At 61.3% G+C, this 15,919-nt stretch carries 11 protein-coding genes and 1 pseudogene; 3 read left to right on the top strand and 9 right to left on the bottom strand.

The window, feature by feature from the left end; translation table 11 throughout:
• Window positions 1–72: 72 nt before the first annotated feature.
• Entirely contained in the window at window positions 73–2,220 is a 2,148-nt protein-coding gene (locus ACZRN6_RS26095) for a methyl-accepting chemotaxis protein (protein WP_464009187.1), read from the bottom strand.
• A 286-nt stretch (window positions 2,221–2,506) separates the two neighbouring features.
• Between ACZRN6_RS26095 and ACZRN6_RS26100 the strand changes: the two genes are divergently transcribed.
• The 3 genes and pseudogenes from ACZRN6_RS26100 (at window position 2,507) to ACZRN6_RS26110 (ending at window position 5,579) form a co-directional block, all read left to right on the top strand.
• Window positions 2,507–3,826: a Na+/H+ antiporter family protein gene (locus ACZRN6_RS26100; protein WP_464009212.1), complete on the top strand. Its 1,320-nt coding sequence runs from the start codon at window positions 2,507–2,509 to the stop codon at window positions 3,824–3,826.
• Window positions 3,827–3,899: 73 nt separating this feature from the next.
• A pseudogene (locus ACZRN6_RS26105) lies at window positions 3,900–4,721 on the top strand (cache domain-containing protein); the annotation flags it as partial.
• Between the two features lie 102 nt (window positions 4,722–4,823).
• Window positions 4,824–5,579 carry a methyl-accepting chemotaxis protein gene (locus ACZRN6_RS26110; protein WP_416350689.1) on the top strand — a complete coding sequence of 252 codons (756 nt, stop codon included), beginning with the start codon at window positions 4,824–4,826 and terminating at the stop codon, window positions 5,577–5,579.
• A gap of 239 nt (window positions 5,580–5,818) precedes the next feature.
• Here ACZRN6_RS26110 and nuoN read toward each other — a convergent pair whose 3' ends face one another.
• The 8 genes from nuoN to nuoG are packed head-to-tail and all read right to left on the bottom strand — an operon-like array spanning window position 5,819 to window position 15,824.
• Window positions 5,819–7,282 carry an NADH-quinone oxidoreductase subunit NuoN gene (nuoN, locus tag ACZRN6_RS26115; protein ID WP_088426352.1) on the bottom strand — a complete coding sequence of 488 codons (1,464 nt, stop codon included), beginning with the start codon at window positions 7,280–7,282 and terminating at the stop codon, window positions 5,819–5,821.
• A 7-nt stretch (window positions 7,283–7,289) separates the two neighbouring features.
• Entirely contained in the window at window positions 7,290–8,822 is a 1,533-nt protein-coding gene (gene nuoM / locus ACZRN6_RS26120; protein WP_017476147.1) for an NADH-quinone oxidoreductase subunit M, read from the bottom strand.
• A 49-nt stretch (window positions 8,823–8,871) separates the two neighbouring features.
• On the bottom strand, window positions 8,872–10,725 hold the full coding sequence (gene nuoL, locus ACZRN6_RS26125; RefSeq protein ID WP_464009188.1) for an NADH-quinone oxidoreductase subunit L: 1,854 nt from the start codon (window positions 10,723–10,725) through the stop codon (window positions 8,872–8,874).
• Window positions 10,722–11,030 carry an NADH-quinone oxidoreductase subunit NuoK gene (gene nuoK, locus ACZRN6_RS26130; protein ID WP_003219560.1) on the bottom strand — a complete coding sequence of 103 codons (309 nt, stop codon included), beginning with the start codon at window positions 11,028–11,030 and terminating at the stop codon, window positions 10,722–10,724. Before nuoK ends, nuoL begins: the two co-directional genes overlap by 4 nt.
• Window positions 11,031–11,032: 2 nt before the next feature.
• A complete protein-coding gene (nuoJ, locus tag ACZRN6_RS26135; protein WP_003219561.1) occupies window positions 11,033–11,536 on the bottom strand; it encodes an NADH-quinone oxidoreductase subunit J in 504 nt (167 codons plus the stop codon).
• Between the two features lie 9 nt (window positions 11,537–11,545).
• The gene (gene nuoI, locus ACZRN6_RS26140) at window positions 11,546–12,094 is read right to left on the bottom strand and encodes an NADH-quinone oxidoreductase subunit NuoI (RefSeq protein WP_003174725.1); all 549 of its coding nucleotides are present in this window, start codon (window positions 12,092–12,094) and stop codon (window positions 11,546–11,548) included.
• Between the two features lie 11 nt (window positions 12,095–12,105).
• Window positions 12,106–13,113 (bottom strand): NADH-quinone oxidoreductase subunit NuoH, encoded by a 1,008-nt coding sequence (gene nuoH / locus ACZRN6_RS26145; RefSeq protein ID WP_088426354.1) that lies wholly within the window; start codon window positions 13,111–13,113, stop codon window positions 12,106–12,108.
• Window positions 13,110–15,824 carry an NADH-quinone oxidoreductase subunit NuoG gene (gene nuoG / locus ACZRN6_RS26150; RefSeq protein ID WP_464009189.1) on the bottom strand — a complete coding sequence of 905 codons (2,715 nt, stop codon included), beginning with the start codon at window positions 15,822–15,824 and terminating at the stop codon, window positions 13,110–13,112. The genes nuoH and nuoG overlap by 4 nt, the downstream gene beginning before the upstream one ends.
• Window positions 15,825–15,919: the final 95 nt, after the last annotated feature.

Consider the following 15,919-nt stretch of genomic DNA (forward strand, 5'->3'; position numbering starts at 1 on the left):
AACGCAGCCTCGCCGAGGCTCGACAGCTGCTACGGGATACTCGGGCTTATTGCCGGAGTATCCAGCAGCTCATCAAACCCTGAACTGATCCATCAGGCCCTGCTGCTGGTTCGCCAAGCTGTTCAGCGCCTGGCTGACTCGCGCCGATTCATTCGCCTGCTCGGACAACGACTCCGTCACATCCCGAATCGTCGCCACGTTGTTGTTAATCTCCTCGGCCACCGCACTTTGCTCTTCGGCGGCGCTGGCGATTTGCAGATTCATGTCGCTGATCACTGTCACCGCATCGCCGATCTGGCGCAGCGCTGTCACAGCCTGGCCCACCTGTTCGACGCTGCCCTGGGCCTGGCGATGGCTGTTGCTCATCGAGCCGACCACGTCCTGGGTGCCGCTTTGCAATTGCTCGATCACCAGGCGGGTTTCTTCAACCGACTCTTGCGTGCGCCGCGCCAGGTTGCGCACTTCGTCGGCGACCACGGCGAAACCACGACCGGCTTCACCCGCGCGGGCGGCTTCGATGGCGGCGTTCAGTGCCAGCAGGTTGGTCTGCTCGGCAATCGCACGAATCACTTCCAGTACCGAACCGATTTTCTCGCTGTTGGCCGCCAGTCCTTCAACCTGGCTCATCGCCGTACTCATATCTGCTGCAAGGTGGCCGATGCTGGTGGTGGTGCGGTCGATTACCGTCAAGCCTTCACGCGTGGCCTGGTCAGCATCGCGGGCAGCCTGGGCGGCTTGCGCTGCGCTGCGGGCGACGTCCTGGGCGGTGGCGCTCATCTCGTGGGAGGCGGTGGCCACCTGGTCGACCTGGCGGTACTGCTGCTCCATGCCGGCGCTGGTTTGCGTGGCAATCGCGGCCGATTGGTCGGCGGTGCCACGGGCGTCCTGCACCGAGCGTTTGACCTGGGCAATGATCGGTTGCAGCTTATCGAGGAACCGGTTGAACCAGCCGGCCAGCTCGCCGAGTTCGTCGTGTTTGTCGTAGGCCAGGCGCCGGGTCAGGTCGCCTTCGCCGCTGGCAATGTCTTCCAGCATGCGCGCCACACCGAGGATCGGCCGGGTCACGCTGCGGGCCATCAGCCACACCAGCAACAACCCAACGATCGCGGCGAGCAGGCCTAGGCCCAGTTCCAGCAGCGTGCCCTTGGCGTTGTCAGCATCCAGTTCGGCCTTGAGGGCTTCAGCCGGAGCGACCAGGACCTTTTCCGGCACATCCAGCAGAACGCCCCATGGTTTGCCGTCGGGAATTGGCAGGAACGGTGCCAGTACCTTGAGTTGATGATCGGTACGCACGCTGCGAGTCTGGGTGCTGGTCGCCAGCGAGCTGATCAACTGTGCGCCGTTGACGGTGTCGACGGTGTCCAGGCGCTGGCTGAGTTTGCCGGCGTCCGGGCTGTAGCCGGCCAGCAGGCCCACCGGGCTGATGATGCTGACGCTGGTCTGGCCGTCATAGAGTTTCTGGCTGGCGTGTTGGCTGACCGCCTGCAGGCTGTTGAGGTTGATGTCCACCGACAGCGAGGCGATGACTTTGCCGTTGACTATCAGTGGGAACACGATGCTGGTCATCAGCACCTTTTGCCCGTCGATCACATAGAAGTAGGGTTCGATCACACACGGCTTGAGGGTGGTGCGCGGGCAAGTGAACCAGGCGTTGGCTTTTTCGCCACTGGGTCCGACGCTGGTGTCGGACATGTCGCTTTCGGGCAGTGACATTGAAGTCAGCTTGCCTGCGGTAGGCTGGGACCAATACAGCGCAAAGCGGCCCTTGTCGTTGCTGCCCAGTTCGTGCTGATTGGCGAACAACTCGTCCTTGCCATCCAGTGCGTTGGCCTCGAACACCAGGGACAGTCCCAGCAGGTCCGGGTTGGCTTGCAGCGCGGCCTTGACCTGGCGGGTCAGGTCTTCACGCAGGTCGAAGGCATCCAGGAAGCGTTTTTCGGCCTGTTCGCGCAGGAACAATACCTGTCGGGAAAAACCGTGGCCGTACTGATAGGCGTCCATGAACTGCTGGCGGATGCCCAGTGCCTGGACGTCACCTTGGGCTTCGATGCGCGCCTGAGCGGCTTCGTCGAGCATCTCCATACTGGAAGCCTTGACCAGCTCGGAGCTCTGCGCCATGCGGTACAGCGATAGACCGACCAGCAAGGTCACGATGCCCAGCAGGCAAAGACCGGCCAGCAGGGTAATTTTCCATTGAATGGACAGCTGTCTGAGCGACATGGAGCCTTCCTTAACTTTTCGATACGACAGAGACGATCTGCTTGTATCGGCCGCGCAGGAGTTTTCTTTATTCAAACGTTCAATTTAAACCTGTTTGTGTGGTGAGGGGGCTTTGTGGTGAGGGGGCTTGGCACCCCTCCCCACAGTTTTGACAAGCCAGGCCGGGTGCTGCAAAGTGCGCGCCCTCTAATAAAACACCTTTAAAACCTGATTTGCGGCAGCCGTTCCCGACAGCCGCCCGGGCAGGTGCGTGCTTTTTTACGTTTTCTGGCTTGAGGTAACGATGATTAATGCAGTAATCGCCGCGGTCGGCACCATGCTGGTGCTCAGTCTGTCCCGCGTGCATGTGGTGATCGCGATCATTGTCGGCGCCCTGGTGGGTGGCCTGACCGGCGGCCTGGGCATCGACGCAACGCTCAAGGCGTTCAACAGCGGCCTGGGAGGCGGTGCCACGGTGGCGTTGTCCTATGCGCTGCTCGGCGCCTTCGCCGTGGCGATTGCCAAGTCCGGCCTGGCCCATGCGCTGGCGGACAAAGCCCTGCTGCTGGTAGATCGCCAGGAAGCCACGGGCGGCAGCCACGTCAAGTGGCTGTTGATCGGCTTGCTCTGGGTGGTCGCAATCGCCTCGCAGAACATCCTGCCTATCCACATTGCGTTTATCCCATTGTTGGTACCGCCACTTTTATACGTGCTGACCAAGCTGCAACTGGACCGCCGGTTGATAGCCTGCGTCATGACCTTCGGCCTGATCACGCCCTACATGTTTCTGCCGGTGGGCTTCGGCAACATCTTCCTGAACCAGATCCTGCTGGCCAACGTGGCCAAGAGCGGGGTCGACATCAGCCAGGTCAACGTCACCCATGCCATGGGCCTCCCGGCGCTGGGCATGGTGGTCGGCCTGCTGGTGGCGGTGTTTATCAGCTACCGCAAGAAGCGTGTCTACGACCTGGAGAAGATCGAGCGGGTCGAGCAGGTGGCGGTGCAATACAACCCGCTCACATTGCTGGTGGCCGGCCTGGCGATTGCCTCGGCGTTCATCATCCAGCTGTGGCTGGACTCGATGATCATCGGCGCCCTGGCCGGGTTCCTGATCTTTTCGGTGTCGGGCATCGTGCGCTGGCGCGACACCGATGACCTGTTCACCGAAGGCATGAAGATGATGGCGATGATTGGCTTCATCATGATCGCCTCGTCGGGTTTTGCCGAAGTGCTCAAGGACACCGGCGAAGTGCAGACACTCGTGCAAGCTTCGGCGGCGTTTATCGGCCATAGCCGCGGCGTGGGCGCGTTGCTGATGCTGCTGGTGGGTTTGCTGGTGACCATGGGCATCGGCTCGTCGTTTTCCACGGTGCCGATCCTGGCGGCGATCTTTGTGCCGCTGTGCGTGCAGCTGGGCTTCAGCCCGCTGGCTATCGTGTGCATCGTCGGCACCGCCGGGGCGCTGGGCGATGCCGGCTCACCAGCGTCGGACTCCACTTTGGGCCCGACCTCGGGTTTGAACATCGACGGCCAACACCATCATATTTGGGACACCGTGGTGCCCACCTTCCTGCATTACAACATTCCGCTGCTGGCGTTTGGCTGGTTTGCCGCAATGACCCTCTGACAGGGTTGTCCTACAGAATCGGGGCGCCTGGCCGTTAACCTCTCAAGTCTTCCTTGAATAAGAGAGAAAAGCCATGCGCCTTAGCCTGAAGGCCAAAGTCCTGTCCCTCGCCGTACTGCCCGTACTGTTGTTTGCCCTGATTATCAGCCTGACGACGGTCTGGATCCTCCAGGAGCAGGCCCGTAACGAGGTCGAAGAAACCCGTCAGAACCTGCTCAACGACGCCAAGGCCACCTTGCGCGGCTACGTCGAGGTGGCCATGACCACCATCAAGCCGCTGTACGACGCTGCCGCCCCGGGCGACACAGCTGTGCGGGCGCAGGTGGTCAAGCTGCTGTCCAACACCAGCTACGGCAAGGACGGTTATTTCTTCGGCTATGACTCCGAGACCATTCGCCTGTTCAAGGGCAACAGCCCGGACGGCGTTGGCAAAAGCTTCAAGGATAACCGCGACCCGAATGGCGTCTACGTCAACCGCGACCTGGTGAAGGTCGGCAAGGATGGCACTCATTACTTGCAATACAGCTCGACGCAGCCCGGCCAAACCGAGTTGGTACCCAAGCTTGGCTACACCGAATACCTGCCCAAGTGGGACATGGTGATCGGTACGTCGGTGAACCTGGATGGCATCGACGCCCAGGTCGCCGAGGTTCAGGCCAAGGTGGAAAAGCGCATGGAAGGTGTGCTGTTGAGCATCATCGGGATTGCCGTGGTGGTGCTGTTGGTGATTGCCGCCGTGGGCATGCTCGTGGCCAATACCATCCTGCGGCCGTTGCAGCTGATGAAGGTCAATCTGGACGACATCGCTGCCGGTGAGGGCGACCTTACCCGCCGCCTGGCCATTACCAGCCAGGATGAACTGGGCGAACTGGCGGGCTCGTTCAACCGGTTTGTCGACAAGATCCACGGCCTGGTGCGCCAGATTACCGAAATGACCTCCCAGCTTACCGGCCTCGTAAGCCAGGTCGCCGAGCAAGCCAATCGCTCGGAAAAAGCCATGGAGCGCCAGCGTCACGAGACGGACCAGGTGGCGACCGCGATCAACGAAATGTCTTCTGCTGCCCACGAAGTGGCGCGCAGTGCCCAAGGCGCGGCGGTGGCGGCGCAACAGACCGACGCCGAAGGTCAGGCCGCGAAAAAAGTCGTGGACGCCAGCATCGCGCAGATTCATGCGCTGGTGAACGACATTCGTAGCAGCGGTGTGTCCCTGGACAGCTTGCAGCAGGACGTGTCATCGATTGTCAGCGTGTTGGGGGTGATCCGCTCGATCGCCGAGCAGACCAACTTGCTTGCCCTCAACGCCGCCATTGAAGCCGCGCGGGCAGGGGAGGCCGGCCGTGGTTTTGCCGTAGTTGCTGACGAAGTACGGGCTTTGGCCAGCCGTACCCAGCAAAGCACCCAGGAAATCCAAGGCATGATCGACCGCCTGCAAAAAGGCACCGAAGCCGCCGTGGAATCCATGCGCCGCTCCAGTGATGCCGGCGACGGCACGTCCGCCCAGGCCAATGAAGCGGGTGCGTCCCTGGACACCATCGCGCAGTTGATCGGCACCATCAACTCGATGAACGCGCAAATCGCCAGCGCCGCCGAAGAACAAACCGCCGTGGCCGAAGAGATCAACCGCAGCGTGCATCAGATCGCGGTGGCGGTGGACAGCGTGGCGGATGAAACCCAACAGGGCGCCCAGACCTCCCGCAGCCTGGCAGACCTGGGGCAGCGGTTGGGGCAGTTGGTGGGGCAGTTCAGGATTTGATTGCGGATTTACCGCCACTGCTGGAGCTGTCGTAGCAGCTGTCGAGCTCAAGCGAGGCTGCGTCGGCTCAACTTGATCTTGTGCCTGGCTCTATAACGACGGCGTGGCCGACGCAGCCTCGCTTGAGCTCGACAGCTGCTACGGGAGGCAGGCTTCTTCAACCTGACAAGATTACCTTCTCCAGAAACGCAAAACGGCGCCCTAAGGCGCCGTTTTGCTTGCTGCGTTTGACTAAGCGATCAACCCGCCATCACCGCATGCTGCACCAGGGTGAGCAACGGTTGTGGGTAAACACCCAGGAAGAACGCCAGCAGGGCGATTGCCAGCAGCATCACGCCGCCTGCTTTCTGTTCCCAGTGCAACTCGGCGTCCACACGGCGCAGGTTTGGCTCGATCAGGTACAAGGTGACCATCACGCGCAGGTAGTAGAAAACGCCGATGGCGCTGCCCAGTACCAGGGAAGCCACCAACCACCATTCGTGAGCCTCGACACCGGTTGCCACGATGTAGAACTTGCCGATGAAGCCGGCGGTCAGCGGGATACCGGCCAGGGACAGCATCATCACGGTCAGTACGGCGGTCAGGTACGGACGGCGCCAGAACAGGCCGCGGTATTCGTACAGGGCGTCGGCGTCACGGCCTTTGTAAGGCGAGGACATCAGTGTGATCACACCGAATGCACCCAGGCTGGTGATGACGTAGGTGACCAGGTACACGCCGATGGCTTCCATCGCCAGGCCCTTGCTCGCCACCAGGGCGATCAGCAGGTAGCCAAAGTGTGCGATCGACGAATAACCCAGCAGACGCTTGAGGTTGTTCTGCGTCAGCGCCAGCAGGTTACCGAACAGGATCGAGGCGATCGCGATGATGGTCAGCACGTTGCTGAGTACACCGGTGTTGGCCGCCGGCGAGATCTGGAACAGACGCACCATCACGGCAAACACGGCGACTTTCGACGCGGTAGCCAGGAACGCGGCCACCGGCGCCGGGGCGCCTTCGTACACGTCCGGGGTCCACAGGTGGAACGGCACCAGCGACAGCTTGAACGCCAGGCCGATCAGCATCATGGCCAGGCCCAATTGGGCGATTGGCGCAGGGCTGCCGGAGGCTGCCAGGGCGTGACCGATACCGCTGAAGCTCAGGCTGCCGGCTTCTGCGTAGAGCAGGGCCATACCGAACAACAGGAACGCTGAACCTGCAGCCGACAGCACCATGTATTTGATGCCGGCTTCCAGGGAGCGCTTGTTGAAGAAGGCATACGCCACCAGGCCGTAGACCGGGATCGACAGCAGTTCCAGGCCGATGAACAAGCCGGCCAGGTGCTGGGCGCTGACCAGCACGATACCGCCGGTCGCAGCCAGCAGGATCAGCAGGTACAGCTCTTCCTTGTTGCCTGGGTAACCGGTGCCGCCTTCGCCGAGGTAGGCGTGGGCGAGGGTAACGCAGGCCAGGGTTGCCACGAGGATCAGCGCGATATACAGCAGCGCGAAGTCATCGACCATCAACAGCGGCGTCACCGCCAGCGGTGCGACCTTGAGTGCCGGGATAATCGACAGCAAGGCCAGGTTCAAACCTGCCACGGAAATCAGGAAGGTCTGGGAGTGGTTGCGCCGCCATGCGATCGCCAGCATCACCACCACAACGGTGAGGCTGGAGATCAGCAGCGGCGCAAGCGCGATAAAGTGTTGGATCGTGAATTCCATAGCGCTCTTACCGGGCCGAAGCGAGTTGAGTGAAGGCGGTGCTGAACCATTGCTGCACGCCATGCATCGTTGCGGCAGAGGTATCCAGGAACGGTTGCGGGTACACGCCGATGAACACCAGCAGTACCGCCAGGCCGAGCACCATGATCAGTTCGCGACCGTCCATGCCGTGCAACACGGTGTCGGACTTGGCCGGGCCGAAGTACGCACGGTGGATCATGATCAGCGAGTAGACCGAACCGAACACCAGGCCTGAAGTCGCGATCGCACTGATCCACGGTGTATGCACGAAGGCACCCATCAGGATCAGGAACTCGCCGATGAAGTTACCGGTACCCGGCAAGCCCAGCGATGCGGCGGCGAAGAACAGGCTGATGGCCGGCAAGTAGGCAATACGCGACCACACGCCACCCATCTCACGCATGTCACGAGTGTGCAGGCGCTCGTACAGCTGGCCACTGAGGATAAACAGTGCTGCTGCCGACACACCGTGAGCCAGCATCTGGATCACCGCGCCTTGCAGCGCCAGTTGGCTACCGGAGTAGATGCCGATCAGGACGAAACCCATGTGGGAAACGGACGAGAAGGCAATCAGACGCTTGATATCGGTTTGGGCAAAGGCCAGGAACGCACCGTAGAAGATCCCGATCAGACCGAGGGTCATGGCGATCGGCGCAAACTCGGCCGAGGCATTCGGGAACAGCGGCAGGGCAAAACGCAGCAGGCCGTAGGCCGCCGTCTTCAACAGGATACCGGCCAGGTCAACGGAACCAGCGGTCGGCGCCTGGGCGTGAGCGTCAGGCAACCAGGAGTGGAACGGCACCACCGGCAGCTTCACCGCGAACGCGATGAAGAAGCCCAGCATCAGGATGTACTCGGTGGTCAGGGACATCTTGGTTTTCAACAGGTCGGCGTAGTTGAACGTGATCACGCCCGTGCTGTTGAAGTTGACCAGTACCAGACCCAGGATCGCCACCAACATGATCAGGCCGGAAGCCTGGGTGAAGATGAAGAACTTGGTCGCCGCGTAGATCCGGGTTTTCTTGCCGTCCGAAGAACTGTGACCCCAGAGCGCGATGAGGAAGTACATCGGCACCAGCATCATTTCCCAGAAGAAGAAGAACATGAACAGGTCCAGCGCAAGGAACACGCCGACAACACCGCCCAAGATCCACATCAGGTTCAAGTGGAAGAAACCCACGTGACGCTGAATTTCTTTCCAGGAGCAGAGTACCGAGAGGATACCCAGCAGGCCGGTCAGCAGGATCATCAACAGCGACAGGCCGTCGAGGGCCAGGTGCACGTTGATGCCGAAGCGCTGGATCCACACGTGCTTGAATTCAAGCGCGAAAGTTGGATCGACACCCGGTGCCGGAGCAAATGAATAGTCGCCATGGGCCCACAGCCAGAGGCCGAGTGCGAGTTCCAGGGACATGGTCAGCAACGCAATCCAGCGGGGCAGGGTGGCGCCGAAGCGTTCACCCATCCAGCAGAGCAGGCCGCCGATAAAGGGGATCAGGATTAGCCAGGGCAGAATCATGACGGGCTCGTTTCCTTTCGCAAGTTCGCAAAGTACGCAATGTTCATAGTCAGACCGCTACCACAACGATGGCGCCGATCACCAGCACGGCACCCGCCGCCATGGAAGCCGCGTACCAGCGCAATTGGCCGGTCTCGCTGCGGCTCAGGGCGGTGTGACCGGCCTTGGCGGCACGCGGGATCAAACCGATGGTCTGGTCGAGCGGGTCTTTGCGCAGTACGTGGCTGATGGCGAGGTAGGGCTTGACGAACAGTTTGTCGTAGATCCAGTCGAAGCCCCACGCGGCGAACCACCAGGCCGACAGGAAGCGACCAATGCCGCTGTTGGCCACGGCCGTCACGAAGCGACGCTTGCCAAGGAACAACAGTGCCGCCAGCAGGATACCGGCGATGGCGATGGCGCCCGAGGCGATTTCCAGGCTGTGCTTGGCAGCGCCGCCGGCATGGCCGGCGCTTTCTGGCAGTACACCGGCCAGCGGTGGGGTGATAATGGCGCCGACGAAGGTCGACAGGACGATCAGCACCGACAGCGGCAGCCAGTGGGAAATGCCATGGCCTGCATGCGCTTCAGTCTTGGCTTCACCGTGGAACGTGATGAAGATCAGGCGGAAAGTGTACAGCGAGGTCATGAACGCACCTACCAGGCCGGCGTACAGCAGGCCGTGGTTACCGCTGGCAAAGGCTTCCCAGAGGATTTCGTCCTTGGAGTAGAAACCTGCGGTCACCAGTGGCAGGGCCGACAACGCCGCGCCGCCGACGACGAAGCTGGCGTAGGCCAACGGCAGTTTTTTCCACAGGCCGCCCATCTTGAAGATGTTCTGCTCGTGGTGGCAGGCAACGATCACCGCACCGGAAGCAAGGAACAGCAGGGCCTTGAAGAAGGCGTGGGTCATCAGGTGGAAGATCGCGCCGTCCCAGGCACCAACGCCCAGGGCCAGGAACATGTAGCCGATCTGGCTCATGGTCGAGTAGGCGAGGATACGCTTGATGTCGGTCTGAACCAGGGCCGCAAAACCTGCCAGTACCAGGGTCACGCCACCCACCAGGCCCACCAGGTGCAGAATCTCCGGCGCCAGGGTGAACAGGCCGTGGGTACGGGCGATCAGGTAGACACCGGCGGTCACCATGGTGGCGGCGTGGATCAGTGCCGACACCGGGGTAGGACCGGCCATCGCATCCGCCAGCCAGGTTTGCAGCGGCAGTTGTGCCGATTTACCGACAGCGCCACCCAGCAGCATCAGGGTCGCCAGCGTGATCCAGAAGTCGCCGACCTGGAATTTCTGCGGTGCCAGCACCAGCAGTTCCTGGATGTTCAGCGTGCCCACTTGTTGGAACAGGATGAACAGGCCGATGGCCATGAACACGTCGCCGATCCGGGTCACGATAAAGGCTTTGAGGGCTGCGTTACCGTTGTTGCGGTTGCTGTAGTAGAAACCGATCAACAGGTACGAGCACAGGCCCACGCCTTCCCAGCCGAAGTACAGGAACAACAGGTTATCGCCGAGCACCAGGAACAGCATGCTGGCGATAAACAGGTTGGTGTAGGCGAAGAAGCGCGAGTAACCCGCCTCACCGCGCATGTACCAGGACGCGAACAGGTGGATCAGGAAGCCTACACCCACCACCACGCCCAGCATGGTGATCGACAGGCCGTCGACGTAGAGGGCGAAGTTGGGCTTGAAGCCCTCCACCGACATCCACTGCCACAGCACCAGGGTGTAGTGACCGCCTTCAGGCGGTGCGACATTGAATTGCCAGATGACGTAGGCGGCGACAATCGCCGACAGGCCAATGGAACCCACGCCGATCAAGGCCGAGAGGTTTTCCGACCAGCGTCCACGGGAGAACGACAGCAGCAGGAAACCGATCAGGGGAAATACGAAAGTCAGAAAGATCATGTTCATCCGCGCATCTCACTGGCAGCGTCGATATCAAGCGTGTGGAAGCGACGATACAGTTGCAGCAGGATCGCCAGGCCAATACTGGCCTCGGCGGCTGCCAGGCTGATCACCAGGATGAACATCACTTGTCCATCCGGCTGGCCCCAACGGCTACCGGCCACGATGAACGCGAGTGCCGCGGCGTTCATCATGATTTCCAGGCTCATCAACACGAACAGAATGTTGCGGCGAACCATCAGGCCGACCAGGCCAAGGCAGAACAGGATGCCGGCGACCGCCAGACCATGCTCCAAAGGGATAGCAGGCATCGTCATTGCTCCTTGGCTTCGTTGCGGCCCAAGTGGAAGGCGGTGATGGCTGCAGCGAGCAGCAGCATCGAAGCCAGTTCGACCACCAGCAGGTACGGGCCGAACAGGCTGATGCCCACGGCTTTCGCGTCTACGGTGGTGTGGCCGATGGCCTGGCCGCTCTGGTGAGCGAACAGCACATACAGCAGTTCACCCAGCAGCAGGGCTGCCAGGATCACCGGGCCGAGCCAGATGCCGGGCTTGAGCCAGACGCGCTCCTGGGCGACCGAAGCCGGCCCCAGGTTGAGCATCATCACCACAAACACGAACAGCACCATGATGGCGCCGGCGTAGGCGATCACTTCCAGCACACCGGCGAACGGTGCGCCGAGGCTGAAGAAGGTCATGGCCACGGCGATCAGCGAAATGATCAGGTAGAGCAGGGCGTGCACGGGGTTAGTGTTGGTGATCACGCGAAGCGTGGACACCACTGCAATACCCGATGCGAAATAGAAAGCGAATTCCATCTTTCTTCCTTAAGGCAGCAAGCTCTTCACGTTGATCGGCTCGGCTTCGTTTTGTGCGGCGCCTTTGGGCTTACCGGCAACGGCCATACCTGCAACACGATAGAAGTTGTAATCAGGGTTTTTACCGGGACCAGAGATCAGCAGATCTTCTTTCTCGTACACCAGGTCCTGACGTTTGAACTCGGCCATCTCGAAATCCGGTGTCAGCTGGATCGCGGTGGTCGGGCAAGCTTCCTCGCAGAGGCCGCAGAAAATGCAGCGCGAGAAGTTGATGCGGAAGAAGTCCGGGTACCAGCGACCGTCTTCGGTTTCAGCTTTCTGCAGCGAGATGCAACCCACCGGGCACGCCACGGCGCACAGGTTGCAGGCCACGCAGCGCTCTTCGCCGTCGGGGTCGCGGGTCAGGACAATGCGGCCACGATAACGCGGCGGCAGGTACACCGCTTCTTCCGGGTATTGCAGGGTGTCGCGTTTGCGAAAGCCGTGACCGAACACCATCACCAGGCTTCGCAACTGGGTACCGGTACCCTTAACGATGTCGCCAATATATTTGAACATGGGTCAAATCCTCACTGAACCGCGCCCGCTGGCGTGTTCAACAACACAACGGCAGCAGTCACCAGCAAATTGATCAGGGTCAGCGGCAGGCAGAATCGCCAGCTGAAATCCATCACCTGGTCATACCGTGGACGCGGGATGGAAGCGCGCAGCAGGATGAACAGCATGATGAAGAACGCGGTCTTCAGGAAGAACCAGAAGAACGCCAGCTGCGGCAGGATGCCGAACGGACCGTGCCAGCCGCCGAAGAACAGCGTGACCAACAGGGCCGAGATCAAGATGATGCCGATGTACTCACCTACGAAGAACATGCCCCATTTCATGCCGGCATATTCAATGTGGTAACCGTCGGCCAGTTCCTGTTCCGCTTCCGGTTGGTCGAACGGGTGACGGTGAGTCACGGCCACGCCAGCAATGAAGAAGGTACAGAAGCCGAAGAACTGCGGAATGATGAACCACAGGTTCTGCGCCTGGTACTCGACGATGTCGCGCATGTTGAACGAGCCCACCTGCACCACGATGCCCATCAGCGCGAGGCCCATGAACACTTCGTAGGACACGGTCTGGGCCGAAGCCCGCAAGCTGCCCAGCAGGGCGAACTTGTTGTTACTGGCCCAACCGGCGAACAGCACCGCGTAGACCGACAAGCCGGCCATGGCGAAGAAGAACAGCAAGCCGATGTTCAGGTCCGCCACGCCCCAGGTCGGGGTGATCGGGATGACTGCGAAGGCAATCAACAAGGCGCTCATGGCCACGACCGGTGCCAGGGTGAAGATCACCTTGTCGGCAAACGGCGGGGTCCAGTCTTCCTTGAAGAACATTTTCAGCATGTCGGCGGCGATCTGGAACATACCAAACGGGCCAACGCGGTTCGGACCGTAACGGTCCTGCCACCAGCCCAGCAGGCGACGTTCGACGAAGCTGAGCAGGGCGCCCGCCACGACCACGGCCAACAGGATCACGATGGCCTTGACCACCGCGATGATCACGTCGATCACTTCAGGGGTGAACCAAGTCATTGAGCTGCCTCCTGCAGACCGTCAACGGTAAGGCCGAAGATCGCGGGAGGAATCCCGGCGAGGCCTTTTGGCAATGCAACCAGGCCAGCACCCAACTCTTCGTCGATACGCAGTGGCAGACGCAGGGTCTTGCCGGCTACGTTCAAGCTGAGCAGGGCACCGTCGTGGACGCCCAGGCGGTCGGCTTCGGACTTGGCTACGGATACGTAGGCGGCTGGAATGCGCTCTTGTACCGGGGCGGCTTTGGAAGAGGTTTCTTCGCTGCCGAACAGGTGGAAGAACGGCACAACCTGCCAGGTACCCTGGGCCGGGTTGAATGGACGCGGAACGCTGGCGAACCAGTTCAGCGAGTCACCGGTGCTTTCGATCAGGCGGGTGCCCGGGTCGCCAGCACGAATGTGACCACCGACTTCGTCCTGGAACTTGTTCCAGGCTTGCGGCGAGTTCCAGCCCGGCGACCAGGCAAACGGCACCTGCTGACGAGGCTCGACCGAACCCGAGTAACCTTCCATGGAGAAGGCAAACGCGGTGTCGTTGTCTTGCGGGGTACGTGGCTCATGCACGCTGATGTCAGCCCGCATGGCCGTACGGCCGGAGTAACGCAGCGGTTCACGGGCGAGTTTCATGCCCTTGATGCGGAACGAGGCAGACGGCGCCGCATCGACGATGCGTGCCAGTTGCGGTGCGGCTGCTGCGGCGGCGGCAGTCACGTGGTCGAGCTGGGTCCAGTCGATCGGCTGGTTCAGCAGGGTAGCGCGCAGGGCATGCAGCCAGCGCCAGCCTTCGTGAACCAGGATGCTGGCGTCCATGTACTTCGGATCGAACACCTGGAAGAAGCGCTGGGCGCGGCCTTCCTGGCTGACCAGGGTGCCGTCGCCTTCAGCAAAGCTGGCGGCCGGCAGTACCAGGTGGGCGCGGTCGCTGGTGGCGGTTTTCTGGTGGTCGGCAACGATCACCACTTTGGCCGCGTTCAGCGCTGCGTCGACCTTGGCCGAATCAGTGCGGGTGTACAGGTCGTTTTCCAGTACCACGATCGCATCGGCATTGCCGTCGGTCACGGCTTGCAACGCAGCGTCCAGGGACTCGCCACCGAGCATGGCCAGGCCGAGGCTGTTGGCTTCCGGCACGATCAGGCTGATGGAGCCGTTCTTTTCGCGCAGCTTCAAGGCTTTGGCAATGTTGGCAGCAGCTTCGATCAGCGCCTTGGAACCCAGCGAGGTACCGGCAATGATCAATGGACGCTTGGCGGCCAGCAGGGCGTCGGCGATGCGCTTGGCCAGTTCAACGGCTTCAGCGTCCAGGCCTTCAACGGCCGGTGCGCTGGCGTCGATGGCGTGGGCCACGGCGAAACCGATGCGAGCCAGGTCGTCGGGCGCGGCGTGTACGCATTCTTCAGCGATGTCGTCGAGCTTGGTGGCGGTCAGGCTGGCGATAAACAGCGGGTTCAGCGCGTGCTGGCCGATGTTCTTCACCGCAGCGTCGAGCCATGGCTGCACGCGCATGGCGTCGGCCATGTCTTCAGCCTTGCCTTTCACCGACTGGCGCAGGGACAGGGCAACACGGGCGGCGGTTTGGGTCAGGTCTTCACCGAGGACGAAAATCGCGTCGTGGTCTTCGATGTCGCGCATGTTCGGAACCGGCAGCGGGCTGTCGTTCAAAACTTGCAGCACCAGGCGGATGCGCTCCAGTTCACCGGCTTCGATACCCGAGTAGAAGTGCTCGGCACCTACCAGCTCGCGCAACGCATAGTTGCTTTCAAGGCTGGCGCGGGGCGAACCGATACCGACGATGTTGCGACCGCGCAGCAAGTCAGCGGCTTTATCCAGCGCCGCGTCCAGGCTCAACTTGGCGCCATCGGCCAGCAGTGGCTGACGCGGGCGGTCTTCGCGGTTGACGTAGCCATAGCCGAAACGGCCACGGTCGCACAGGAAGTACTGGTTGACCGAACCGTTGAAGCGGTTTTCGATCCGACGCAGTTCGCCGTAGCGCTCGCCCGGGGAGATGTTGCAACCGCTGGAGCAGCCATGGCAGATGCTCGGCGAGAACTGCATGTCCCACTTACGGTTGTAGCGCTCGGAGTGAGTCTTGTCGGTGAACACACCGGTCGGGCAGACCTCGGTGAGGTTGCCGGAGAACTCGCTTTCGAGGGTGCCGTCTTCAACGCGACCGAAGTACACGTTGTCGTGGGCGCCGAATACACCGAGGTCGGTGCCGCCGGCGTAGTCCTTATAGAAGCGCACGCAGCGGTAGCAAGCGATGCAGCGGTTCATCTCGTGGGAAATGAACGGGCCCAGTTGCTGGTTCTGGTGAGTACGCTTGGTGAAGCGATACCGGCGCTCGTTGTGGCCGGTCATCACGGTCATGTCTTGCAGGTGGCAATGGCCGCCTTCCTCACACACTGGGCAGTCGTGCGGGTGGTTGGTCATCAGCCATTCGACGACGCTGGCGCGAAACACTTTCGCTTCTTCGTCTTCGATGGAAATCCAGCTGCCGTCGGTGGCAGGGGTCATGCAGGACATCACGATACGACCACGGGTGTCGTTCTCGTCGGTGTACTGCTTGACCGCGCACTGGCGGCAAGCGCCAACGCTGCCAAGGGCGGGGTGCCAGCAGAAATATGGAATGTCGAGGCCTAGCGACAGACACGCCTGTAACAGGTTGTCTGCCCCATCGACTTCGAGCTCTTTGCCGTCTACGTGGATAGTGGCCATGGTTCAAAGTTCTTCGTTGGCCCGGTGTCAGCGGGCGTGGCTAATGGAATCTTGTTATTCATGTGCATCAACACAGCCATCAAGGCGTCAGCACA

Source organism: Pseudomonas sp. A125 (genome assembly GCF_055409485.1).

Excerpts from the sequence above, each read along its gene's own strand:
- ACZRN6_RS26095 (WP_464009187.1), bottom strand. The coding sequence starts at position 2,220 with ATGTCGCTCAGACAGCTGTCCATTCAATGGAAAATTACCCTGCTGGCC.
- ACZRN6_RS26110 (WP_416350689.1), top strand. The coding sequence starts at position 4,824 with ATGGAGCGCCAGCGTCACGAGACGGACCAGGTGGCGACCGCGATCAAC.
- nuoN (WP_088426352.1), bottom strand. The coding sequence starts at position 7,282 with ATGGAATTCACGATCCAACACTTTATCGCGCTTGCGCCGCTGCTGATC.
- nuoM (WP_017476147.1), bottom strand. The coding sequence starts at position 8,822 with ATGATTCTGCCCTGGCTAATCCTGATCCCCTTTATCGGCGGCCTGCTC.
- nuoL (WP_464009188.1), bottom strand. The coding sequence starts at position 10,725 with ATGAACATGATCTTTCTGACTTTCGTATTTCCCCTGATCGGTTTCCTG.
- nuoK (WP_003219560.1), bottom strand. The coding sequence starts at position 11,030 with ATGCCTGCTATCCCTTTGGAGCATGGTCTGGCGGTCGCCGGCATCCTG.
- nuoJ (WP_003219561.1), bottom strand. The coding sequence starts at position 11,536 with ATGGAATTCGCTTTCTATTTCGCATCGGGTATTGCAGTGGTGTCCACG.
- nuoI (WP_003174725.1), bottom strand. The coding sequence starts at position 12,094 with ATGTTCAAATATATTGGCGACATCGTTAAGGGTACCGGTACCCAGTTG.
- nuoH (WP_088426354.1), bottom strand. The coding sequence starts at position 13,113 with ATGACTTGGTTCACCCCTGAAGTGATCGACGTGATCATCGCGGTGGTC.
- nuoG (WP_464009189.1), bottom strand. The coding sequence starts at position 15,824 with ATGGCCACTATCCACGTAGACGGCAAAGAGCTCGAAGTCGATGGGGCA.